The sequence below is a fragment of the Tabrizicola sp. genome (assembly GCF_041911175.1).
Classification (GTDB): domain Bacteria; phylum Pseudomonadota; class Alphaproteobacteria; order Rhodobacterales; family Rhodobacteraceae; genus Tabrizicola.
Genome location: NZ_JAYRPN010000064.1, coordinates 16,123 through 38,463 on the forward strand (window position 1 = coordinate 16,123; position 22,341 = coordinate 38,463).

At 62.6% G+C, this 22,341-nt stretch carries 21 protein-coding genes and 1 tRNA gene; 15 read left to right on the forward strand and 7 right to left on the reverse strand.

Annotated features, from left to right (window positions below; translation table 11 throughout):
- Positions 1–4 precede the first annotated feature (4 nt).
- Genes ACE3P6_RS08525 through ACE3P6_RS08540 form a run of 4 tightly spaced genes read left to right on the forward strand, consistent with a single transcriptional unit; the run spans position 5 to position 4,460 of the window.
- Positions 5–2,671, forward strand: a complete 2,667-nt coding sequence (locus ACE3P6_RS08525; protein WP_374393776.1) for an SMEK domain-containing protein — start codon at positions 5–7, stop codon at positions 2,669–2,671.
- Positions 2,668–3,033: a hypothetical protein gene (locus ACE3P6_RS08530; RefSeq protein ID WP_374393778.1), complete on the forward strand. Its 366-nt coding sequence runs from the start codon at positions 2,668–2,670 to the stop codon at positions 3,031–3,033. Before ACE3P6_RS08525 ends, ACE3P6_RS08530 begins: the two co-directional genes overlap by 4 nt.
- Positions 3,023–3,421: a hypothetical protein gene (locus ACE3P6_RS08535; RefSeq protein ID WP_374393780.1), complete on the forward strand. Its 399-nt coding sequence runs from the start codon at positions 3,023–3,025 to the stop codon at positions 3,419–3,421. Before ACE3P6_RS08530 ends, ACE3P6_RS08535 begins: the two co-directional genes overlap by 11 nt.
- On the forward strand, positions 3,399–4,460 hold the full coding sequence (locus tag ACE3P6_RS08540; protein ID WP_374393781.1) for a radical SAM/SPASM domain-containing protein: 1,062 nt from the start codon (positions 3,399–3,401) through the stop codon (positions 4,458–4,460). Before ACE3P6_RS08535 ends, ACE3P6_RS08540 begins: the two co-directional genes overlap by 23 nt.
- 323 nt (positions 4,461–4,783) lie before the next feature.
- Here ACE3P6_RS08540 and ACE3P6_RS08545 read toward each other — a convergent pair whose 3' ends face one another.
- Entirely contained in the window at positions 4,784–5,254 is a 471-nt protein-coding gene (locus ACE3P6_RS08545) for a hypothetical protein (RefSeq protein ID WP_374393783.1), read from the reverse strand.
- A gap of 171 nt (positions 5,255–5,425) precedes the next feature.
- Here ACE3P6_RS08545 and ACE3P6_RS08550 point away from each other — a divergent pair, with 171 nt between their 5' ends.
- Genes ACE3P6_RS08550 through ACE3P6_RS08560 form a run of 3 tightly spaced genes read left to right on the forward strand, consistent with a single transcriptional unit; the run spans position 5,426 to position 11,313 of the window.
- Complete coding sequence (locus ACE3P6_RS08550; protein WP_374393817.1) at positions 5,426–10,135, forward strand: RecQ family ATP-dependent DNA helicase; 4,710 nt, start codon at positions 5,426–5,428, stop codon at positions 10,133–10,135.
- 48 nt (positions 10,136–10,183) lie between these two features.
- The gene (locus ACE3P6_RS08555; RefSeq protein ID WP_374393784.1) at positions 10,184–10,900 is read left to right on the forward strand and encodes a DUF1524 domain-containing protein; all 717 of its coding nucleotides are present in this window, start codon (positions 10,184–10,186) and stop codon (positions 10,898–10,900) included.
- A gap of 11 nt (positions 10,901–10,911) precedes the next feature.
- A complete protein-coding gene (locus tag ACE3P6_RS08560; protein WP_374393786.1) occupies positions 10,912–11,313 on the forward strand; it encodes a hypothetical protein in 402 nt (133 codons plus the stop codon).
- Between the two features lie 45 nt (positions 11,314–11,358).
- On the opposite strand, the gene ACE3P6_RS08565 is transcribed toward ACE3P6_RS08560, so the two are convergent.
- The 4 genes from ACE3P6_RS08565 to ACE3P6_RS08580 form a co-directional block, all read right to left on the reverse strand.
- Positions 11,359–12,663: a HipA domain-containing protein gene (locus ACE3P6_RS08565; RefSeq protein ID WP_374393790.1), complete on the reverse strand. Its 1,305-nt coding sequence runs from the start codon at positions 12,661–12,663 to the stop codon at positions 11,359–11,361.
- A 2-nt stretch (positions 12,664–12,665) separates the two neighbouring features.
- The gene (locus ACE3P6_RS08570; protein WP_374393793.1) at positions 12,666–12,884 is read right to left on the reverse strand and encodes a helix-turn-helix domain-containing protein; all 219 of its coding nucleotides are present in this window, start codon (positions 12,882–12,884) and stop codon (positions 12,666–12,668) included.
- A 144-nt stretch (positions 12,885–13,028) separates the two neighbouring features.
- On the reverse strand, positions 13,029–14,627 hold the full coding sequence (locus tag ACE3P6_RS08575; protein ID WP_374393795.1) for a site-specific integrase: 1,599 nt from the start codon (positions 14,625–14,627) through the stop codon (positions 13,029–13,031).
- Between the two features lie 89 nt (positions 14,628–14,716).
- Positions 14,717–14,791, reverse strand: a tRNA-Thr gene (locus tag ACE3P6_RS08580).
- Between the two features lie 111 nt (positions 14,792–14,902).
- Here ACE3P6_RS08580 and ACE3P6_RS08585 point away from each other — a divergent pair.
- The 6 genes from ACE3P6_RS08585 to ACE3P6_RS08610 all read left to right on the forward strand — a co-directional run bounded on the left by ACE3P6_RS08585 (position 14,903) and on the right by ACE3P6_RS08610 (position 19,258).
- Positions 14,903–15,085 (forward strand): hypothetical protein, encoded by a 183-nt coding sequence (locus tag ACE3P6_RS08585; protein ID WP_374393797.1) that lies wholly within the window; start codon positions 14,903–14,905, stop codon positions 15,083–15,085.
- Between the two features lie 5 nt (positions 15,086–15,090).
- Positions 15,091–16,359, forward strand: coding sequence for a UDP-N-acetylglucosamine 1-carboxyvinyltransferase (gene murA / locus ACE3P6_RS08590; protein WP_374393799.1), 1,269 nt, complete (start codon positions 15,091–15,093; stop codon positions 16,357–16,359).
- Positions 16,356–16,829 (forward strand): DUF2948 family protein, encoded by a 474-nt coding sequence (locus tag ACE3P6_RS08595; protein ID WP_374393801.1) that lies wholly within the window; start codon positions 16,356–16,358, stop codon positions 16,827–16,829. Before murA ends, ACE3P6_RS08595 begins: the two co-directional genes overlap by 4 nt.
- 122 nt (positions 16,830–16,951) lie before the next feature.
- Positions 16,952–18,253: a histidinol dehydrogenase gene (gene hisD / locus ACE3P6_RS08600; protein ID WP_374393803.1), complete on the forward strand. Its 1,302-nt coding sequence runs from the start codon at positions 16,952–16,954 to the stop codon at positions 18,251–18,253.
- A gap of 68 nt (positions 18,254–18,321) precedes the next feature.
- Positions 18,322–18,798, forward strand: a complete 477-nt coding sequence (locus ACE3P6_RS08605; protein WP_374393805.1) for a UPF0262 family protein — start codon at positions 18,322–18,324, stop codon at positions 18,796–18,798.
- A 4-nt stretch (positions 18,799–18,802) separates the two neighbouring features.
- The gene (locus ACE3P6_RS08610; RefSeq protein WP_374393808.1) at positions 18,803–19,258 is read left to right on the forward strand and encodes a low molecular weight phosphatase family protein; all 456 of its coding nucleotides are present in this window, start codon (positions 18,803–18,805) and stop codon (positions 19,256–19,258) included.
- Positions 19,259–19,273: 15 nt separating this feature from the next.
- On the opposite strand, the gene ACE3P6_RS08615 is transcribed toward ACE3P6_RS08610, so the two are convergent.
- Entirely contained in the window at positions 19,274–19,666 is a 393-nt protein-coding gene (locus ACE3P6_RS08615) for a winged helix-turn-helix transcriptional regulator (RefSeq protein ID WP_374370924.1), read from the reverse strand.
- A 95-nt stretch (positions 19,667–19,761) separates the two neighbouring features.
- On the opposite strand from ACE3P6_RS08615, the gene ACE3P6_RS08620 reads away from it, so the two are divergent.
- Positions 19,762–20,592: an SDR family oxidoreductase gene (locus tag ACE3P6_RS08620; protein ID WP_374393811.1), complete on the forward strand. Its 831-nt coding sequence runs from the start codon at positions 19,762–19,764 to the stop codon at positions 20,590–20,592.
- Between the two features lie 32 nt (positions 20,593–20,624).
- Here the strand turns inward: ACE3P6_RS08620 and ACE3P6_RS08625 are convergent, their stop codons facing one another.
- Positions 20,625–21,269, reverse strand: a complete 645-nt coding sequence (locus tag ACE3P6_RS08625; protein WP_374393813.1) for a hypothetical protein — start codon at positions 21,267–21,269, stop codon at positions 20,625–20,627.
- A 41-nt stretch (positions 21,270–21,310) separates the two neighbouring features.
- Here ACE3P6_RS08625 and ACE3P6_RS08630 point away from each other — a divergent pair, with 41 nt between their 5' ends.
- Positions 21,311–22,015, forward strand: a complete 705-nt coding sequence (locus tag ACE3P6_RS08630; protein WP_374393815.1) for an endonuclease/exonuclease/phosphatase family protein — start codon at positions 21,311–21,313, stop codon at positions 22,013–22,015.
- Positions 22,016–22,341 lie beyond the last annotated feature (326 nt).

Consider the following 22,341-nt stretch of genomic DNA (forward strand, 5'->3'; position numbering starts at 1 on the left):
TCAGATGAACCGAGACGACCATCTCAACAGCATTGCCAAGTATGTAGGGCGCATGGCCCATGAGATCAGGGCGCTCAACGCCGTTGGACGCTTCGACATCAATTCCGTTGCGGAAGATTTCCTGATCCCCGTTTTGAAACTAGTGTTCGATTGCCCGGATCTGCAAAACATGAACAGGATTCAGGCCAACTTCCCGGCCGTGGACTTGGGCTGCGCGACCACCAAGGTCTCGTTTCAAGTGACCACCGACGGATCGAGCAGCAAGGTCGTTAAAACGCTAGAGGGTTTTCATGAGCATGGTTTAGACAAGACTTTCGACCAGCTTTACGTGCTCGCGCTGAACGAGAAGCAGGCATCATACACGGCAAAGTCGCTCGAACGGGCGATTGCGGTGCTCACGATTCCGTTCAATCCGGCAGCAAACGTGATCGATTGGGTAGATATCCTAACGCGGATTCAGCATCTTGAAACCGCCAAGCTTGAGGCGATCGATCAGTATTTAGCGTCGGGCTGGGCGAAGCGCGACAGCCACGTGAAGTTCCGCGAGCAGCTCGACAAATTTCTCAGGTTCTCAACCGACAAGATCGAAGTTGAAAAGATATCGCGCAAATATATCCCCTCGATCTTCGTGGAAACGCACTCCACCAAAGAGCAGATGAGGCTGTTCGCCAACCCATTGTTCTTCTATCGCAAGATACAGGATAAACTTCGAAATTTCGGCTATGATCACCTCAAACCCAGCTTTAGAATTGCCGGCGAGCCAGAGCTGGTTTCGGAGCTCGATGTCGGCCTGCTCAGCGCTTCGCCGGCGACCTTCGCTGAACTAAGCGTGTGGCTTGACCAGTTTGACCAAGCGATTGGCATCGAGTTGGCAAAGGTTCGTCCACTATCGTGGCGGCGCGAGACCGGCGAGGCTTGCTACGAACCGGTGAACCCAGAGTCAGCGGGATGGAAGATCGCGCAGTTTCGGCTCGAGAGTGCCGCCAGCGGGCTAACATCGCGTTTGATCGATGCGCGCGCGCTGATTAGCCTCATCCGCAAAAAGATTTTCCTCGTCACCAGCATGGCCGGTCAGGGCAAGACTAATTTCGTTTGCGACTTGGTCGAGAACCAGTTTTGTCTGTTTGAAATTCCGTGCCTTTTCATTCCGGCGCGCAAGCTGAATGGCTTCACGTCCGGCACGCGGTTGTTTGACTACATCGCACACAACAGATATGCGCCCGACGGCACCAAGCTACACGAATACCTGACGCTGTTCGACCAGGTCGCGCAAGAGGTAGAAAAGCCGTTTGTAATCCTCATCGACGGCATCAACGAAGTGACCGACCTTGCCTCGTTCAACGAAGAGCTCACGGCATTTTGCAGCGCGGTTTGCCAGTATGATTGGATCAAACTCGTTATCACGTGCCGAAGTGAGTTCTTCGACGAGCGCTTTGCAACGATGCTCGAGGAGCCGTTCGCAGCGCATATCCACCGCGTAAACGACTTGCGCTCGGAAATGACCGACCATGGCAAAGCTCGGCTGTTGAACGCCTATTTCACGCATTTCCGCATTGGAGGTCAGCTTCAAGGAAAAGCGAAGGCGTTCCTCGAGAACGACCTCTTGCTGCTGCGCATCTTCTGCGAACGCCATGAGGGCAGCGATGTTGGATACGTGACCGACATCTACAAAGGCGATTTGTTCGGCGACTATCTGCGCAGAAAGATCGACTCCTTCCCGCAGCACCACCGGGCTAATGCCAAGGCCACCTTGTTTAAGATCGCGGCGTCGATGCTCGCGGCGGATGATTTTTCCAAGTTCTCGGTGTCCGAGTTTACCTCACAGGAGCAAGAGATCGTCTGGCGCTTCGTCGAGGACGACGTAATCCTACGCCGAGAAGTTGATAGCGACGGCCTCGCGGCGGTAGGCAATCTCACCATCTCGTTCACCTATGACGAGCTGAGGGACTTTATTGTCGCCTATCAATTGGTCGATCGGCCCGTTGCTCAGAAGGCCCAGGCTTTGACCGAAATGCTGGCCCGCTTGCCCAGCAGCCCCGTCTACGAAGGCGTCTACCGCTACACCTATCTGCTCGCACGCAGAACGAACGACACCGCCGTTGTCGCGGCCTGCGAGGCGGCACCGAACTTCACCGAGCATTTCAGCCATAATGTCCACCTATTGCCCCCCGCGGTGCAGAAGAGCGAAGACGTTGCGCGGGTCACGGCCATACTGGCGGACGCCGACGGCGCTCGGCGACGGCGTCGCGTCGCTCTGTTTCTACTGCACCGGAGCAACACAGCCGATTTGTTGAACATCGCCATCCTCATCGACCATTTGAACGATCTCGAAGACGAGGAGCACGCCACCTTCATTGGGGAGATCTTCGGCGACCATCGCGACTACGACCCGCTAAGGTGGCAGCAACGCATCAATAAGCTGGTGGCCGATGTCGGGGAGGACGAAGGCGGCCGAGGCATCGTGCGATACGCACCCGAATGGCTCGCGTTTTTCCTGCATGCCGCCGCCCATGCTGGCTGGCTGGAACGTGAGCGGGCTTCAAGCTTGTTCCAGGACGCCGGGGACACCGTCAATTGCACCGAAGCCTTGGTGCGGGTCGGACCAGCTAAAGCCACGACGTTGCAAATGCTCTTGTCGGATATCGAAGCATCCCAGGAAGCGGTGGCATGACAGAGAATTATCACGTCCTGCCTTTGCGCCGAATTCCGCCCCTCGACGAATTTCTCGATGCCTTGAAGATCAAGCCGGTCGGGCTCGCGGCGCAGCTGTTCACGGGTGTCTACAACCAGCTATTCGCTTGGTCGAACGACCTGCGAGCGCAATATGACCGATACTATTGCGTGGAGTATCCGACGCTTGCGGCCTATCTCGAATTGACGCACGATATCTACCTCGACCCAGCTGAACTCGCAAAAAGGCACATCCTCAAAATTAAGTCACCCGGGGGTGTGCTCGAGGAAGCCTATGACGACAATGTCTGGGACACAGTCATCGCCTGCGTTCGCAAGCTGGAGGACAGCCATGAAGATTAAGATGGACTTCGTCTCGAACAGCTCATCGACTTCCTTCGTCTACATCGCTCGCGACATGCTGTCGCGTGACGATTTCTTGGCAGCGGCCGGCGTGGGTCCCGACAGCCCTGTGGCGCCGCTGTTTGAGACTATGTTCGCTGAGCTTAAGGCCCAGATCGACCGCGGCACAGTCCTGACGCAAGTCGAGGATGTCGACACACTGGAGAACCGGCAACATTTTACGCCAGCGGTGCTCGATCGCATGAAGCAGGGAATCGCAGGCGGCGAAACGGTCACGGTCGGCCATTTTAGCAGCGACAACAATCTGGCAGAGATGACGCTGTGCACAGAGATTTTCGAGATCGAGTCAGAAAGGTTCTTCATCAATGCCTATGACAACTATTGGTGATGCGCGCTTGCGCGTAAATCGATACAAAGATCTCGGCTACTCGACCTTCTTCAACGCGCGAACCGGATTCTTCGCGCGCGTCCCCGAATCCGGTCAGCGTGAGCCGTTCTGGTCGCCGCACGGCCCCGAGCTCATGGATATTTCGATCACCAACTGGTGCGACAAGGGTTGCGTGTTCTGCTACAAGAGCTCGACACGGCACGGGTCACACATGGCGCTAGCTGATTACAAGCGCGTGATCAACCAAGCCGCCGAGATGGGCACCTTCCAAGTCGCGCTGGGTGGCGGCAATCCCAACCAGCACCCCGATTTCGTCGAAATCCTCGACTATACTTGGGCGAAAGGGATCGTCCCAAACTACACAACTAACGGGCGTGGGCTGACCGACGAAATATTAGCGGCGACTCGCCGCAATTGCGGCGCCGTGGCTGTCTCCGCCTACGCACCGTATCACGAGACAGCCGAGACCATCCGCTTGCTGACCGATCACGACATCAAGACCAATGTGCACTTCATCATCGACAGCGAGAGCGTCGATACGGCGATCGACTGGCTTCGCAACCCGCCCGATTTCCTTGCCAACATCAACGCGCTCATTTTCCTTAACTACAAACCTTCTGGGCGGAAGATCTTCGAGGAAAAGATGCTTCGCCATAGCGATCGCCTTGATGAGTTCTTCAGCCTAGCCACCGCAACTGATGCGAAAGTCAAGGTCGGATTCGATGCCTGCTGCGTGAGCGGCGTGTTTGCTAGGACGGATGCCAACACGGCGCTGGTTGATGCCTGCGATGCCGGACGGTTCTCTTTATACGTCTCCGAAGACATGAAGGTCTATCCTTGCTCGTTTCAGAGCGGTTTAGTTGAGGGCGACGTGCTTGATGACGACACGTCGCTGCTCGACATCTGGCACGGCTCGGAGAACGTCCGTTCATTCCGACGCTACTTTTCTTCTAACCGCTGCGGCAACTGTTCGCACCGGCCAAGCTGCATGAACGGCTGTCCGATCTTCGATCAACTGGTTGTTTGCGGAAACCGCTAGACGAAGAGTTATCTCGCTTTGCTGCTGTGCGATGTCGATGTTCCAACCAATCCATCGCCCGGCCAGATAAGTGGCGCTTTGCGGGCAGCTATGACTGACATAGGGACGCGAAATGGGCATACATCCCGAAGCTTGTCGACGGCAGGTATGAGCCCATCTCTCTAAGGGAACCGAGACTGCGACCAATATGTGCGTCATGCCGACCGCTTCCGCTCCACCTATTCCGTCAGCCGAATAGTTTCTGAAGATGTATTCCTCGTGTGCGTGTCGACATCCAGCCTGCGCTCCTGCAGCCGAAAGCACGGTGTTAGTCGTGGCTCTGCCTACCGATCCCGCCACTGTCTGCCTTCACTTTGGGAGCTACGCATCGAGGCGCTTGGGACCGATCGAATAGAGCCGCGGACGGCCCGGAATGCAGCGGGGCCTTTGGTGCGGGACGCACGTTCTCCCGAGCTGCTTTTCGCAATGAGACTTGGTCTGTTGCCGGGCTTGCACAGGAGCCCTAAGGTGGCAGAAAGACCTCCGTTTCCTTGGACTTGATGGCACTTTTCAACTTCATGAAATTCCGGTCGACGGACAAGAGACCTCTTCCGGAGCTTTGTCTTTCTGTCGACCTCGAGGTCGATCCAAAGACCACGAAGATCTTCGATCTCGCTGCGGTCCGGTTCAATGGCGATGCAGTAGTTGGCGCGTCCAAGGGCACAACAGAACACCGGCTCGATCAGCTTGAAAAGGCACTTTCGAAAGCGCCACACGTCATCGGCCACAACATCCTGCGCCATGACATCGAACATCTTCTGGCTGCGCGGCCACGGCTACTGGAAAGAATGGCCGCCCCGATCGACACCTTGTGGCTCAACCCGCTGGCCTTTCCGAGGAACCCCTATCACCGCTTGGTCAAGCACTATCATGACGGGCGACTGCAGGCTGGACATGTGAACGATCCGGAACAAGATGCGCGGCTGGTGTTCGAGGTGCTTCAGAACCAGCTGGCGGCACTAGCAGATCTCGGGGCGCAGTCGCCGGACAGCCTTTTGGCCTATCACTATCTTGCAACGCGAATGGATCGATCAGAGGGGTTCGATGCCGTTTTTCGCGAGATCCGCCGGGCAGCAGCACCGGATCGCAGCTCGGCCATTGGCGCCATCCGTCAGCTCCTTCTCGGAAAAGCTTGCTGTACGCAAATTGGGCCGACACTCGATGCTCTTTCTGACCCTCGGATGGGTTGGCCGATGGCCTATGCCCTCGCCTGGATATCAGTATCTGGCGGAGAATCCGTGATGCCGCCCTGGGTGCGCGCGGCGTTCCCTGAGGCTGGGCTTATTGTCCGGGACCTGCGAGACACCAACTGCGGCGACCCGTCCTGCGCGTGGTGCGCCACGATGAATGACCCGGTGGGCGCGCTGAAGAAATGGTTCGGCTTCGAAGGCTTTCGGCCCCAGCCCGCAGACAGCGCGGGGCGACCGCTGCAACAGTCCATCGTGGCCAGGACCATGGGCCACAGGAACGTTCTGGGTATCCTGCCCACGGGCACGGGCAAGTCAGTCTGCTACCAGGTCCCGGCGCTGAGCCTTTACGACAAGACCGGCGCCCTGACCGTGGTGATCTCGCCCCTTGTGGCGCTGATGGCCGACCAGGTGCAGGGGATGGAGCGGGCGGGGATCGCCTCGGCCGTGACGATCAACGGCATGTTGTCCATGCCCGAGCGGCAAGAGGCGCTGGACCGGGTGCGTCTTGGCCAGGCGGCGATCCTGCTGATCTCGCCCGAGCAGTTGCGAAGCGTTTCCGTCCGGTCAGTGCTGAAGCAGCGAGATGTGGGGCTTTGGGTCCTGGACGAGGCACATTGCGTTTCGAAGTGGGGGCATGATTTCCGGCCCGACTACCGCTACATCGGGCGCTTTATCCGCGAGTTCTCGGGCGATGCGTCCCCGGCGCCGGTGCTGTGCTTGACTGCCACGGCAAAGCCCGAGGTCGTGGAGGACATCACCGAGCATTTCCGCCAGCGGCTGGCGGTCGAGTTGGACCTCTTCGACGGCGGGGCGACGCGGACGAACTTGAGCTTCTCGGTCCGCGAGACGGGCCGGGAGCGCAAGCCGGACGACATCCTGACCGCGATCCGCGACCACCTGCCCGCCGAAGGGAAGTCTGGCGCGGTGGTCTACTGCGCCACGCGGAAGGAAACCGAACGGGTCGCATCGCATCTGAAGCGCCAGGGTTATGTCGCTGCCCATTTCCACGCGGGGCTCAGCGCCGACGACAAGCACCAGGTGCAGGAAGCCTTCCGGGTGGGCGACCTGCGGGTGATCGCGGCCACCAACGCCTTTGGCATGGGGATCGACAAGCCCGACATCCGGCTGGTCGTCCATGCTGACATCCCCGGGTCCCTGGAGAACTACCTGCAAGAGGCCGGTCGGGCCGGGCGCGACCGGGAACCCGCGCAATGCGTCCTCCTATACCACCCGGACGATGTCGAACGACAGTTCTCTCTGACGGCGCGCTCGCGGCTGGAACGGCACGAAATCGGCGCGATCCTGAAAGCGCTTCGCCGGATCGACGAGCACAGCCGGAACAGCGGGATCGTGGTGGCGACGACGGGCGAGATCGTGCGCGAAGAGAAAGACCGCGAGTTCATCCGCGACGATGCGACCGACGACACCCGCGTAAAGACCGCTGTGTCCTGGCTGGAGGAATCGACGCTTGTCTCGCGCGAGGAGAACCGGGTTCAGGTCTTTCCGTCGTCGCTTTTGGTGCGGACACTGGCGGAGGCCGAGGCGCGACTGTCTGACGCCCAGATCACCGAAGCCTATCGTCAAAAACTTCTGACCATCGTGCGCCATGTGATGAACGCACTGCCCGATCAGGGCATCACCACCGACGAATTGACTGGTGTGAGCGGCCTTTCGCACCGAGAGTTGGCGAAGGCGATGGCGGACCTGGAGACCCGGGGTATCGCGCGCAACGACATCGCGGTGACCGTCGCGGTCCATGTGGGGGTCGAAAACCAGTCGCGTCAGCGGATCGCAACGGCGATGCAGCTGGAAAAGGCGCTGATCGCACGGATGCGGGAGCTTGCACCTGACGCGGATGCACTGAATGGGGCGACGCTGGACCTGACCGTCGCGGCCCATGTCCTGCGCGGCGAGGGGCTGGAAAACCCGAGCCCGCATATCCTGGAACGCCTTCTGCGCAGCATCGCCCGCGACGGGCAAGACCGCGATGGCGGCAAGGGCAACATCCGGCTACGGAAACTGTCCAGCAAGGCAGTCGAGGTGGCTCTGGAGCGGCCCTGGCGGGTCGTAGAGCAGACCGCCGAGCTGCGCTGGATGGCAGCTGAAAAGCTGCTGGATTTCCTGATTTCCAAGGTGTCTGCGGGGACACGGGGTAAGGATATCCAGGTCGAGACGACCATCGGCGATCTCCTTTCGGCGCTGAACGGCGACGCCCTGATCAAGGCATCCGGTATCAAGGACATGACCAAGCTGATGGAGCGCGCGCTTCTGTGGCTGCACGAACAGCTGGTGCTGACCCTGGGCAAAGGGTTAACAGTCTTTCGATCAGCCATAACAGTTCATCTTAAGCCCAGCCGCGCGGGCTTTACCCGCAAGGACTTCCTGCCGCTGGAAGAACACTACCGCGAACAGACGGTCCAGACGCATGTCATGGCGGCATATGCAGAGACAGGTTTGAAGGATATCGGCACAGCGTTGCGGTTGGCCGAGGACTACTTCAACCTCGATCAAGAGTCGTTCCTGCGCCGCTGGATGCCCGGCCGCAACGTAGAGATCCGCCGCCAGACCACTGGACGGGCCTGGAAACAGATCATCGAAGACCTTCGGAACCCCGTCCAGCAAGAGATCGTCGCCGACGACCGCGACGAGACGAACGTGCTTGTCCTGGCGGGTCCCGGTTCGGGGAAGACGCGGGTCCTCGTCCACCGCATCGCCTATCTCCTACGGGTCCGGCGCGAAGACCCTGACGGCATCCTTGTTCTCACCTACAACCGGCATGCAGCGGCCGAAGTCCGTGCCCGGCTGCGCCATCTGGTCGGGAATGACGCGGCCCGGGTGACCGTCCTGACCTACCACGCGCTTGCCATGCGACTAGTGGGGGCCAGTTTTGCCAGCGCGGGCAGTGAGCCAAAGGACTTCGACGCCCTCCTGCGCGAGGCGGTGCGCCTGATCGAAGGCCATGGACTGAGCAAGTCGGAGGCAGAAGCACAGCGCGAGGCGCTGATCCAGGGCTACCGGTGGATCCTGGTGGATGAATACCAGGACATCGGCCCCGAGGAATACGGGCTGATCGCCGCTGTCGCCGGGCGGTCGCTGGACGACCCGGACCAGCGCCTGTCCCTGTTCGCTGTCGGCGACGACGACCAGAACATCTACGCCTTCACAGGCGCCTCGGTCTCGTTCATCCGCCGGTTCGAGGAGGACTACCGCGCCAAGCCGAGGTTCCTGACCGAGAACTACCGCTCGACCCGCTACATCATCGACGCGGCGAACCAGGTGATCGAACCTGCCCGCGACCGGATGAAGGCCGGACATCCGATCACTGTGGACCGGATGCGCAGCCTGGAGCCCGGTGGCGGGGTGATGGCGCGGCTTGACCCGGTCGGGAAGGGGCGGGTGCAGTTTCTGGACGTGGCGGGCGATGACACGGCCCAGGCTGTGGTGGCTGTGGACGAACTGGTCCGCCTCTCGCGTCTCGACCCCGACTTCAGCTGGGCGCGCACGGCGATCATTTCTCGCGATTGGAAGGGTCTTGGCCCGGTCCGCGCCTATGCCGAGAAACTTGGCCTGCCGGTCGAGATGGCCAACGAGAAGCTGCCCAGCGTCTGGCGCCTGCGCGAGATGCAGCGCCTTGTTGGCGACCTGCGCAAGCGTCTGACTGCAATGCTGACGATCCAGGACATTCTCGATGTGTTAAACCAGCAGCCGGTGAACCGCTGGGTCGACCTGATCGCAGAAGGCGTCGCCGGCCTTGCCCGGGAACTTGGAAATCGGAAGATCGCGGTTGCCGATGCCATCGACTGGCTTGCCGAATGGGCGCGGGACGTCCGGAGTGCACAGCGCGGCCTCCTTCTGCTTACTGCGCACAGGTCCAAGGGGCTGGAATTTGACCATGTGGTGATCCTGAACGGAGGCTGGAAGGCGCTGTCCAAAGGTGAGGACGGCGAGGCCCCCCGCCGCCTGTTCTACGTCGCTATGACCCGTGCGCGTCGGAGCCTTTCGGTGGTCACCAGCGGTGCGCACGCCTTTGTGCGGGCCGACAGTGACAGCGAGGTCTTGCGCAAGGTCGAGGTGCCACTTCGTAGCGACCTTCCCGAACCCGACCAGTATCAGCTGCCGGACCTTGCTTCGGTCGATCTCTCCTTTGCCGGCCGATTGCCATTAGGCTCTCATACGCATGCAGCCATCTCTCGGTCGCAGGTCAACGACCCGGTCAGCCTGGAGCAGCGCGATGGCAAGTGGATGATCCTTGACGCAGATCGGCGGATCCTTGGGCGCATGGCCTCAAGCTGGGCGCCTCCCACCGGGACCAACCTTGTCTCAGGCAAGGTTGGCGCCATCGTCCGCTGGAGGAAGTCCGACAACGACGAGGGCTATCACGGCTACATCAAGCAGGAGCAGTGGGAGACAGTCCTGCCGGAGTTTGTCTTCCGCAAAGACCTTTAGATAGAAGCAGGTATCCGAGCGCACCTTCCATAATGGAGGCTGTCACCGATGGAAAACGTGTCGCCGCAGGTTGCGAGCGCTGGTCCTACTGCAGCAAGTGGACAAGGCGACGAACAGGGCGGAGAATCGCCGGTGAAGACGTCGCAAAGCTACCGCAGCAACATTGATGTAGCGGCCACTCGCGCGGCACACAGCGATCGCAGTTCCCGGCGCGGGTTTCTCGAAGATGCGGTGTTTCGCAACGTCGCGCACGCCCGCGATCTAGTCGGTATACCGGCATTTGGCTATAATACTATGCGGCCTCGATTCATCCCTTGGTTCTCCCAGGTCGACGACCGCACGATCGATGAACTGCTTGACTTGCAGTATGGCAAGCCGCGGACGTTCATCGCGTTGTCGTTGCTCTACGACGGGCTCGACTGGTCAGGGTCGAACTGGCATGTGGACCACATCATTCCCCAGGTGCACGCGCAGAAGAGCGTCCTGCGGGGGCGGAACTTGCCGGAGTATCGGATCCAGGAGCTTCTGGATTCGGTGAACCGTGTGGGGAACCTTCAACTGCTGCGGGGTGAGGAGAATATCGAAAAGCGGGACATCCCGTTCCGGTCCTGGATCACTGGTCGCAACGTGGACTTCTACGACCAGCACATGATCCCGGAGAGGCTCGACCTGTGCGATGTTATGCAACTGCCAGAGTTCGTGCGGGCGCGCGAAAAACTCATCAGGAAGCGGCTGACCCAGATCCTCGGTCTGGGCTCGCACTGAGGGTCGGGCCTATGATTCGGGAAGAGCTGAAGCGTGCCTGTCTGGGTATCCTCGACTCCATGTGCATCGAGCACCCAGCAGGCCACCAGTCAAAGCTGGCCGCGCGCTACGTCATCGTTGCACGAAATGGAGAACGGATCGGCCTGATGTTTGAGAAAGCGCCGAGTGCCCCGGCAAACCTGTGGCTGCGGGCGGATCACGCCCGTCGGCTAGGCAACCCAGGTTGTGACTGCCGGGACTATCCCGCCTCCGACCTCTACGCAGAGAATGACGAGAAGGGTCGGCCGATCTATGGCCGACACGCCGGTTTGAAGACCATGAGGGACCTCGCCCATGCTGATCTCCTACGACTTGCGATCGAGGATGTTGGTCAGCTGGAGCATATCCTGTTCACTTTGAAGAAGTCTGACTGACAGGTGCAAGCCAGCCTCATCCAACCTTGCGCCACGGCGGAATCGTCAAGGACGGTTCACAATGATCAGATCTCTTTCAGGAATGATCACCTCGGCACCGATAGCGGGGGCGATCCACCGAGCCTGTTCGGCGATGGCATCGCCGATGCGCTTTCTGATTGGTCCGTTCATCTCCGGAATCTTGCCAACAATCGCCTGCGCAATGCCACGCAGACGCTGCATCAGCGCACCAGTGACACGTGGGAAGCCCAGAGCGAGGAGGAAGGCATTCAGGTCCTCTGACGTGATTTCGTCCGTCATCGTCGCGTTCCCGATGTTGAAGGACAACTGGTGAAGCACTCGGTCGTCAATTAGAACGGGGGCCACATCGTAGACTGGGGCGAAGTCCGGACGAGGGCTTCGGTAGAGCAACGCGTGATTCTTCGCGTGGTTGTCCGTGTTGCCCAGAAGCAGGTTGGCCAAAGTGATCTCCAGGAACGCCTGTCGTGAGGGACCGGGAGTGGCCGTTTGATCCAGAACCTTCCGGATTGCGTCCGCGTTGAACCGGCGCTCGGCAGTTCCGTTCCGCTCATACTTCAGCTGCGGGCCGAGACCGAGCGCCTGGGCAAAGTCCTCCTGGTGCAGACGGCGCACCGAGTTTCCCTTCACGAGGCGATCAAAGCGTTCAACGAGCAGACCGCGGAGATCACCCTCGCCAATCACTTCCGTGCGTGCCACCGGGTGCCTCTGAACCTCTGCCATGATCCCCATCAGCAGGTGTTCCTGATCTACAGTTGTCATCTCTCCCGCACGGGGGACCTTCAGGATATGTGTGGTGGGGACATTCAGCCCCGGTCTCGGCAGGGCAAAGCTGCCGTCCGGCCGCCGAGCGAGGGCGATCTTGCCCTGGACGCCGGCCAAGGGCGATGGATCATTGGTGTCGTCCGGCACGCGCCGGAAGTTACGCAGCGATACCATGATGCGGCGAAGATCTTCCTCTGCCAGCGATACATAATCCGTCTCAAGGTCGCCCGGCATCTTTGCCGGTTCCCCTCCGACCGGCACGCAGGAGATCGATCCGGGGCAATCGGCGCCAAGGTGTGCCAACAGACCGACAACATCCGAGAAATCGATCCCATGTCGCTGCATGACCTGTTCGCGTTGGGCATTCTCGAAGAGGAGGTTGGAGAAGAAGCTGCGCGCATGGCTGTCTCCGTATGGTTCTTCGCGCACAGGCAGCGAAAGCGACAGCGGGTGCGGGATATCGTCTGTCAGGTATCTGAATGAGGTGGCGCCATCTTCCGCCCGGGCCAGCCGACCAGCGGGATGCTCCATACCCTCGAAATACACATCGAGTTCCAGCGCGGCCACGATCAGCCTTTCGCCTCAAGCTTGAGGCCAAGATCGCGGCAGATCTGCAGGACAATGCCAATACGGGCATTTTCTTTGCCGTTCTCGATCGCGCTCACGGTGGGGAGTGTCACACCGCTTTGCAGGGCAACATCGGATTGTCGGAGGCCAAGCGCCTTCCGTCGCGCACGGATCGCTGCGCCTAAGGCTATGGGGGTATCGATCAGGCGTGAAATAGCCATGTTTTTCACGATCGTTGAAATCTTCTCAGAGATTGCAGTGATCCGATAGGAATGTCAACGATCATTGAAAATCTTTGCTCTGATGATCCCCCATCGATGTTTTTAAACGATCGCGCAAATTCGCGCCCAAATAGCCGAAGGCGATTACTCGCTACCAGCTACGGAGAACTCGGCAGTCAAATCATAGTCTGGCAGGGCGTCGATGACACGGGCCATCGCCAGAATGCTGACATCGCCGTAGCCGTCTCCTGCCGTTCTGCCCGCGTGCCCTTGGATCGCATCAACGATTCTATCCGATAGACCAAGCTCTCGGCCCAAGGTCTTGAAGCGGTGACGCCAGCCATGTGACGGCTGCACACCTTCGGGCACGACGCCGGTCCGGTTCAGCCATTCTGAAAGTCGACCGGCAGTGACCCTCGCTCCATCAAGATACTTCTCCGGCTTGGCGGCATTGTGGAACAGAGGACCCGACTTCGAGGACTTCACGAAATCGATGAAACCGAGGGAAATGATCTGCGGATGCAGGGGCACATCCCTGTAAACGCCGGTCTTGACCGAGCCGGCTTCCGGCGAGATCCGGATCACCCAGCGCTGGCCTTCCTTCCGCGCGTCTTCCTTCCGAAGCTGTGCCACTTCGACGACCCGGGCACCAGTAAACGCACACAGGATCGGGATCCAGCGTTTGGCTGCTGTCAGGCAGGACTTCTCGCGGTTCGACGGGTTGGCGGGCTCTGCAGGGATGTAACCAACTGAAGCACGAAGCAGCCGCTTCGCTTCAGCCAACGTGTAGCCCCGCTCACGTGAGCGCACGGTCTTGCGCACTTCCTGGCGCACGCCGTCTGATGCATTCGAGGGCAGCCTGTCTTTTTCATGCGCCCATCTCAGGACAGCCCGCACGCTGGCGAGGTAGACGTTAGCCACTGTCCGCGTGGCGATGCCTTCGGCTTGCAGAGCTTCCAGCCAAGCATTCAGATCGCGCTTTGTGATCTTCCGTGCGTCCGAATGGCCCAGATGCTTGACGAGACTCTTGATCGCGACATTCCACCTTCTGCCACCATCCGTGTGCTTGCCTAGGGCTTGCCGAGACTTGATGTAATCATCGAAGAGATTGGATAGCGGAACAGGGGGGATTGGCTCGTCAGGAAGTGCGGTTCTGACGACAGAGGTCTCGGGAGGAGTGCCGGTGAAGTCCCCCTCGTCCCTCTCGACCATCCGGGACAGGGCTTCGAGTTCAGCTTCGCAAAGCACCTGCGCGAGACGACGCCACTCGCGCGACGCTGGAGCGGCGGTGACATTCCCCGCAAGCCGAAACCGCTCGATCTGAGGCCCGACAAGATCGTATAGCTCGCTGTCTGACAACGCACCGGCACGGGCGGAACGCAGGGTAGCCACATAGCCATCGTCGATCCCGATGGATGCGTAGCCCCGAGAGAGGCGTCCCTGGTCATCTAGTTCCAGGCTTATCTGATAGAGACGCGCGGCCAGCTGTTCGTCAGTCATCGGGAAGTGGGCCAGAGGCTCCACGATAGCACCCGTCTGTGCGGCCTCCATGCCTGCCTTGGTGATTTGGGCCTGCAGACGGGCCACGGCGGCCGGGTGCTGACGCATCGCGCCACGCCTGTCGCTCCCCAGGGGTTCGATCAGTTCCGATCTGCCGACGAACGGAACAAGCTCCTTGGGCACTGCCAGGCGAGCGTAGAATCTGCCGTCCTTCTCCCGCCAATGACGCAACTTTCCTGCCACCGCATGCCCCGTTCTGGAACGAATTCTGGAACAGAGAATGGCACGAAGCCCTTGAGATCAAGGGTTTTCTTTGTGATCAAGGGGATGGGTGGTGCTGCAAGAGAGGATTGAACTCTCGACCTCTCCCTTACCAAGGGAGTGCTCTACCACTGAGCTACTGCAGCGCCGTTGGTGGGCGGGTGATTAGACGCAATCGGAACGGCGCGCAAGGGGGTAGGGGCGGGAATTCCGGCCCTCTCTGGACCCACCCGCGCCCTTCAGGTAGAAGCCTGCCCATGCGCAGCCCCTTGGACCCGCCCGCAAGCGACAAGGCCCGGAAGCCCCGGCGCCCCGAAAGCCGGGAGGACCGGCTGAAGGCGGCGCTCAAGGCCAACATGGCGCGCCGGAAGGCACAGGCAAGGGCCCGCACAGCCGAAGACGGCCCGGGCGACGATTTGGACGAGACGGAAGGGGACTAGGGCAGATGGATTCGATTCTGGTGCGTGGCAACGGGGCCCTGTCGGGGGCGATCCCGATCGCGGGGGCGAAGAACGCCTGCCTGACGCTGATGCCCGCGACGCTTCTGTCGGACGAGCCGCTGACCCTGACCAACGCGCCGCGCCTGTCCGACATCCGCACCATGACGCAGCTCCTCCAGTCGCTCGGGGCCGAGGTCGCCAGCCTGCAGGACGGGCTGGTGCTGGCGCTGTCCAGCCATTCGATCACCAATTTCAAGGCCGACTACGACATCGTGCGCAAGATGCGCGCCTCGATCCTGGTGCTTGGCCCGATGCTCGCCCGCTACGGCCATGCCGAAGTCTCGCTGCCCGGCGGTTGCGCCATCGGCGCGCGGCCCGTCGACCTGCACCTCAAGGCGCTGGAGGCGATGGGCGCCGACCTCGACCTGCGTGACGGCTATGTCCATGCCAAGGCCCCCGGCGGGCGGCTGAAAGGCGCGGTGGTGGAGTTCCCCTTCGTCTCGGTCGGGGCCACCGAGAACGCGCTGATGGCGGCGACGCTGGCCAAGGGCACCACGGTCATCAAGAACGCCGCGCGCGAGCCCGAGATCGTCGACCTGGCCCGCTGCCTGAAGAAGATGGGCGCGAAGATCGAGGGCGAGGGGACCTCGACCATCACCATCGAGGGCACCGACCGGCTGGGCGGCGCCACGCATCAGGTGGTGACCGACCGGATCGAGCTTGGCACCTACATGCTGGTCCCCGCGATCTGCGGCGGCGAGGTGGAATGCATCGGCGGCACGCTGGACCTGGTGGAAAGCTTCGCCGAAAAGCTGGATGCGGCGGGGGTCTCCGTCACCCAGACCAATCGGGGCCTGAAAGTCGCGCGCAAGAACGGCCGGGTCCGGGCGGTGGACGTGACGACCGAACCCTTCCCCGGCTTCCCGACAGACCTGCAGGCGCAGATGATGGCGCTCCTTTGCACCGCCGAGGGCACCTCGGTGCTGGAAGAGAAGATCTTCGAGAACCGCTTCATGCACGCCCCCGAACTGATCCGCATGGGCGCGAAGATCGACGTCCACGGCGGCACCGCCACTGTGACGGGGGTCGAGAAGCTGAAAGGCGCGCCGGTGATGGCGACCGACCTGCGCGCCAGCGTTTCGCTGATCCTGGCGGGCCTCGCGGCGGAAGGCGAGACGGTGGTTTCCCGCGTCTACCACCTCGACCGCGGCTATGAGCGGGTGGAAGAGAAGCTGCGCGCCTGCGGGGCGCATATCGAGCGCATCCAGGCATGACCGACGCCCGGTTTCAGGACGGAGGTGAAGAGCCCCTGCGGCTGGTGGCGCAGGATGGCGAGGACCTGAAGGTGATCTCGACCCTGGTGCAGGATTCCGTCCTGCCGGCGACCGAGTTGGCCTTCGATGCCCGCCGTCGTCGCTTTGCGGTCCTTCTGAACCGCTTCCGCTGGGAAGACCGCGCCGAGGCCGAGCGGCTGGGGCGGGCCTATGAGCGTGTCCGTTCGCTGCTTGTGGTCGATGATGTGCGAAAAGTGCAAACAATGGGCTTCGATCGCGGCGAAAGGGACCTCGTATTGTCGCTTTTGTCCATGTCGTTCGATCCGGGTGAGGACGGTACGGGTCGGTTGACCCTAACGCTGGCGGGCGACGGGGCCATCGCGCTGGAGGTCGAGACACTGGATGTCCGGCTCGACGACGTGACCCGGCCCTACCGCGCGCCTTCGGGCAAGGTTCCGAACCACGGCTGAGAACAGGGCCAAATTCCTTCGAAGGAATTTGCAAAAGTTTTCGAAAACCTTTGCCGCCCGCCTCCAGCCTTGAGCCCGGCTTCCCCACGCGCTATCTGGACCGCGACCAGCCGGAGGCCCCGATGCCCGTCTTCCTGACCACCACTGACCCGGACTTCGAGGCTGACTTCCAGACCCTCCTCGGCCAGAAGCGCGAGGAAGCCGAGGATGTCGATCAGGCGGTGGCGAAGATCATCGCCGATGTCCGCAGCCGTGGCGATCAGGCGGTGATCGAACTGACCCATCGCTTCGACCGCCTTTCCCTCACCCCCGAAACCCTCGCCTTCTCGCAAGAAGAGATCGACGCGGAAATCGCGAAGGTCTCGCCCGAAGACCGCGCCGCGCTGGAACTGGCTGCAGACCGCATCCGCGCCTACCACAGCCGCCAGAAGCCGCAGGATGAAAGCTGGACCGACAGCGCGGGCGCCACGCTCGGCTGGCGCTGGACGCCCGTTTCGGCGGCGGGCCTCTACGTCCCCGGCGGCCTCGCCTCCTATCCCTCGTCGGTGCTGATGAACGCGATCCCCGCCAAGGTCGCGGGGGTGGAGCGCCTCATCATCGCCTGCCCGACGCCCGACGGCAGGGTGAACCCGCTTGTCCTCCTCGCCGCCCGCATCGCCGGGGTGGACCAAGTCTACCGGATCGGCGGCGCGCAGGCGATTGCGGCGCTGGCCTATGGCACGGCAACCATCGCCCCGGTGGACAAGATCACCGGCCCCGGCAACGCCTTCGTCGCCGCCGCCAAGCGCCGGGTCTTCGGGCGGGTCGGCATCGACATGATTGCGGGACCATCGGAAATCCTGGTCATCGCCGACGCCGACAACGACCCCGACTGGATCGCGCTCGACCTCCTCAGCCAGGCCGAACATGACGAAAGCGCGCAGTCGATCCTGGTCACCGACAGCCCGGCCTTCGGGCAGGCCGTCGCGCAAGCCGTGGCGAAGCGGCTGGAAACCCTGGAACGCCGCGCCATCGCCGGGGCCAGCTGGGCGCAACACGGCGCGGTCATCGTCACCCGCGACCTGACCGAGGCCGCAACGCTTTCCAACCGCGTCGCCCCCGAACACCTTGAACTCTGCACCGCCGACCCCGAGGCGCTCAGCCGCCAGATCACCCATGCCGGGGCGATCTTCCTTGGCCAATACACGCCCGAGGCCATCGGCGACTATATCGGCGGCCCGAACCACGTCCTGCCCACCGCCCGCTCGGCCCGCTTCTCCTCCGGCCTGTCGGTGCTCGACTTCCTGAAGCGCACCACGCTGGCCCGCATGACCCCCGAGGCGCTGAAAGCCATCGGTCCCGCCGCCGAACGGCTGGCGCAGTCGGAGAGCCTTCAGGCGCATGGCCTTTCCGTCCGGGCAAGGCTCGACCGGCTGAACGGCTGATCCCGCTTGACCCTTGCGTGGGTGACAAGGCTTTGGCATCACCGTCCGAACCGCAGGGACCCGAAGCCATGAACCGCATCTGCCAGATCGAGATCGACGAGAAGGGCCTCGCCCGCCCCACGCCCGAGATCGAACAGGAACGCCGCGTCGCGATCTTCGACCTTCTGGAGGAGAACTCCTTCACCCCCGCCCGCCGCCCCGACCGAGAGATGCCCGACGGCCCCTGGCGCGTGCTGCTGGCGATCCGCGAGGGCCGCCTCGTCTTCGACATCGCCACCGAAACCGGCGACAAGGCCGCCGAATTCCACCTCTCGCTCGGGCCCTTCCGCCAGGTGGTGAAGGACTATTTCCAGATCTGCGAGTCCTACTTCGATGCGGTGAAACGCCTGCCGCCCAGCCAGATCGAGGCGATCGACATGGCGCGGCGCGGCATCCACAACGAGGGCGCCGCGATCCTGCGCGAAAGGCTGGAGGGCAAGGCCGAGGTCGACACCGACACCGCGCGGCGCCTCTTCACCCTGATCTGCGTCCTGCACTGGGGCTGAGGCTTTGGGCGACTTCCCGCAATCCGTCCTCTTTTGCTGCGACCACAACGCCGTCCGCTCGCCGATGGCCGAGGGGCTGATGAAACAGCTCTACGGCCAGCGCGCCTATGTGCAATCGGCCGGGGTGAAGAACGACATGGAGATCGACGGCTTTACCGTCGCCGTCTGTCAGGAACTGGGCATCGAATTGTCGCGCCACCGCTCCCGTTCCTTCGAGGAGATGCAGGATTGGGGCGACGACCTTTCGCAATTCGACCTGATCATCGCATTGAGTCCCGCAAGCCAGCGAATGGCGCTGGAATTGACCCGGTTCCACCATCTCGACATCGAATACTGGCCGATCCTCGACCCCACCGGATTGGGCGAAACCCGCGAGGCGAAACTGGCCGCCTACCGGCAGGCGCGGGACCAGATCAGGGAGCGGATGCTGGCACGCTTCGGGCCGCCGAGCGAGGAATAGGTCTGTCCGGCCCCCTCACTCCGCCGCCAGCGCCGCCTTGCCCGCCAGGATCTCCGGCAGCGCCCCTTCGATCCAGCTTGCCAGCGCCACGACATGCCGGGCCGCCTGCTGCCCCAGCGGCGTCAGCTCGTAATCGACATGCGGCGGCACCACCCGATGCGCCGTCCGCAGGACGAACCCGTCCGCCTCCAGGTCCTTCAGCGTCTGGCTCAGCATCCGCTCGCTGACGCCCCCGACCTTGCGCCTGAGTTCGGCAAAGCGGTGCGGCCCCGTCGCCAGCGCCACCATCACCAGCGTGCCCCAGCGGTTCGTCAGGTGCTGCAACACCGGCCGCGAAGGGCAATCGGCCGCCAGAACATTGCCCAGCTGCCAGTGGTCGAGCAAAGCCTGTGCATCCATGCCGGTCATCCTGTGCGCCCCTGTCCAGTACTAACAAATTCGTTCGTACTTCCGTTTCGTAAGTAATGGCGTATGTCTCCCCCTGTCAACCACAGGAGAGACCCATGACCATCGCCGTTACCGGAGCCACCGGCCAGCTTGGCCGCCTCGCCATCGCCGCGCTGAAGGCCCGTGGCGCCAGGCCCGTCGCGCTCGCGCGTGATCCGGCGAAGGCCGCCGATCTGGGCGTCGAGACCCGCGCCTTCGATTACACAAGTGCCGATCCCGCCGCTCTGAAGGGAATCGACACGCTCGTCCTCGTCTCCTCGAACGATTTCAACGACCGTGCGGGCCAGCACAGGAAGGTCATCGCCGCCGCCAGGGCCGCAGGCGTCAAGCGGCTGGTCTACACCTCGATCCTGAAGGGCGACGCCTCGCCGATGCTCCTGGCGCAGGACCATATCGTCACCGAGACCGCGATCCGCGACAGTGGCATCCCCGCGACGATCCTCCGGAACGGCTGGTACACCGAGAACTACACCGGCGCGCTGGACGCTGCCGTCCAGCACGGCGCGATCATCGGCGCGGCGGGCGAGGGCCGGGTGAACTCCGCCGCCCGCAAGGACTATGCCGAGGCCATCGCGGTCACGGCACTGGACGCGGCCCATAGCGGCAAGACCTATGAACTTGCCGGCGATACCGCCCATTCCGGCGCGGAGTTCGCCGCCGCCGTCGCCAAGGCTGCGGGCAAGCCCGTCGCCTATGTGCCGATGGCAGAGGCCGACTATGCCAGGGCGCTGCAGGGCTTCGGCCTGCCGGAAGGTTTCGCCCAGGTCCTCGCAGACAGCGATGCCCAGGCGGGCCACGGCGCGCTGGCCGACGACAGCCGCACGCTCTCGCGTCTGATCGGCCGCCCGACGACCTCCATCGCGGACACCATCGCTGCCGCGCTTTGACCGGAAGGGCAGGGCACTTCCGGGCGCCCTGCCTACCGCCGCTTGCGGGCAAAGACCTTGCGGAAGCGGCTGCGGTTGGTCTCGATGAACAGGTCGAAGGGCGCCCCCAGCCGTCCCGCCCGGCCCAGCAGGTAGATCACCCCGGCCAGCGCGGCCAGCGCTGCCCCCACCGCGTCGACCATCAGGTCGCCCATCGTGTCCGGCAGCCCCGACTTCGTCATGTCGAAGCCGAAGAGCGTATCCATCGCGTATTCGAACACTTCCCACAGGGCCCCTGCCGTCACCGCCAGGCAAAAGGACAGGACCCCCAGCGCCCAGGGCGGCGCGGCATAGCGGTCGCCCTGGAACAGCATGAAGACCAGCAGGAACCCCAGGATCCCGAATCCCATCGCCGAGCCGAAATGCAGCGCCAGGTCCCACCACCAGAAACGGTCGTAGAAATCCCGCACTTCGCCCAGGTACAGCGTCGCCAGCACGAAGACCCCGATCGCGGCCAGGAAGCTCGGCGGCAGGCGCAGGCCCACGCGGCTGGCCAGCAATTCCGGCAGCAGGGTCAGGACCAGGGCCGCCAGGGTCACGAAGACCGCAGGCCAGACCCCGCGCAACAGGGCGATTCCTGCCTCGAAGGCCAGGAGCGCCCGGATCGCAGTCAGGACGATGGCGGATGGAGCAGGCAAGACCTTCTCCCGGATCGGTTCCTGTGACTTATATTGGCGCGATGACACCCGAGTCCAAGCCCAGCCTGCGCGTCGCCTCCTGGAACATCCACAAGGCGGTCGGCACCGACCTGCGCCGCGACACGGAACGGGTGCTCGCCGGGATTGCCGCGCTCCGGGCCGATATCGTCGCGCTGCAAGAGGCGGACAAACGACTTGGCGACCGCCCCTCCGCCCTGCCGCGCGACCAGATCGCCAGCCTGACCGGCCTGGAGCCGCTGCCCGTCGGGCGCAACGCCGTCAGCCTCGGCTGGCATGGCAACGCGCTGCTGGCCCGGCCTGGCATCCATCTGACCGGGGTCGAGCATCTCGACCTGCCCGGTCACGAGCCGCGCGGCGCGGTGATCGCCGACCTCGACACGCCTGCACCGCTGCGCGTGGTGGCCGTGCATCTCGGCCTCCTCCGGTCCGCTCGCCGCGCACAGATCGATGCGATCAAGGCTGCGCTGAACCGCCACCCGGCGCGCCCCACCGTGATCCTCGGCGATTTCAACGAACATTCGCGCCGGGTGGGCCTTGGCCGTCTCGCGGCGCCCTTCGTGATCCTGCCGACCGCCGCCACCTTCCCCTCGCGCCGCCCGATCCTGCCCTTGGACCGGATCGTGCACTCTCCAGACCTCGATCTCGTCCCGCTGGGCCATGTCCCGACCAAGGGCCACCAACCCTCGGACCACCAGCCGCTGCTTGCGGAACTCCGCTGGCGATAGGACCACCACGCATTCAATTTCACATTTGTCCAAATATCCCCGCCGGAGGCACATCCGAGCCGCTTTGCGTCCTTCACGCAAAGCGGCGAGACGAAAGACTTGCGCGGAACGCGCTCCGCATGAAACCCGCCCCGACCCGCGCGACGCCGGGGCGGGACTCGACGGGTTGACCAACGCCTAACCTACACGACTCTCGTTGTTCGTTGTGGTGTTTGAAGGATTGTCGCCAGGTGTTTGGCGAGGTGTGTGTTTGCGCGGATTTGGGTTCTGAGGAAGTCGAAGCCGGTGCGGAAGTAGGATCGTTCGAAATAGCCGTGGGGTTTGCG

Coding starts and splice junctions, on each gene's coding strand:
- ACE3P6_RS08525 (WP_374393776.1), top strand. CDS start 5: ATGAACCGAGACGACCATCTCAACAGCATTGCCAAGTATGTAGGGCGC.
- ACE3P6_RS08530 (WP_374393778.1), top strand. CDS start 2,668: ATGACAGAGAATTATCACGTCCTGCCTTTGCGCCGAATTCCGCCCCTC.
- ACE3P6_RS08535 (WP_374393780.1), top strand. CDS start 3,023: ATGAAGATTAAGATGGACTTCGTCTCGAACAGCTCATCGACTTCCTTC.
- ACE3P6_RS08540 (WP_374393781.1), top strand. CDS start 3,399: ATGCCTATGACAACTATTGGTGATGCGCGCTTGCGCGTAAATCGATAC.
- ACE3P6_RS08545 (WP_374393783.1), bottom strand. CDS start 5,254: ATGTTCGATGTCATGGCGCAGGATGTTGTGGCCGATGACGTGTGGCGC.
- ACE3P6_RS08555 (WP_374393784.1), top strand. CDS start 10,184: ATGGAAAACGTGTCGCCGCAGGTTGCGAGCGCTGGTCCTACTGCAGCA.
- ACE3P6_RS08560 (WP_374393786.1), top strand. CDS start 10,912: ATGATTCGGGAAGAGCTGAAGCGTGCCTGTCTGGGTATCCTCGACTCC.
- ACE3P6_RS08570 (WP_374393793.1), bottom strand. CDS start 12,884: ATGGCTATTTCACGCCTGATCGATACCCCCATAGCCTTAGGCGCAGCG.
- ACE3P6_RS08585 (WP_374393797.1), top strand. CDS start 14,903: ATGCGCAGCCCCTTGGACCCGCCCGCAAGCGACAAGGCCCGGAAGCCC.
- murA (WP_374393799.1), top strand. CDS start 15,091: ATGGATTCGATTCTGGTGCGTGGCAACGGGGCCCTGTCGGGGGCGATC.
- ACE3P6_RS08595 (WP_374393801.1), top strand. CDS start 16,356: ATGACCGACGCCCGGTTTCAGGACGGAGGTGAAGAGCCCCTGCGGCTG.
- hisD (WP_374393803.1), top strand. CDS start 16,952: ATGCCCGTCTTCCTGACCACCACTGACCCGGACTTCGAGGCTGACTTC.
- ACE3P6_RS08605 (WP_374393805.1), top strand. CDS start 18,322: ATGAACCGCATCTGCCAGATCGAGATCGACGAGAAGGGCCTCGCCCGC.
- ACE3P6_RS08615 (WP_374370924.1), bottom strand. CDS start 19,666: ATGACCGGCATGGATGCACAGGCTTTGCTCGACCACTGGCAGCTGGGC.
- ACE3P6_RS08620 (WP_374393811.1), top strand. CDS start 19,762: ATGACCATCGCCGTTACCGGAGCCACCGGCCAGCTTGGCCGCCTCGCC.
- ACE3P6_RS08630 (WP_374393815.1), top strand. CDS start 21,311: ATGACACCCGAGTCCAAGCCCAGCCTGCGCGTCGCCTCCTGGAACATC.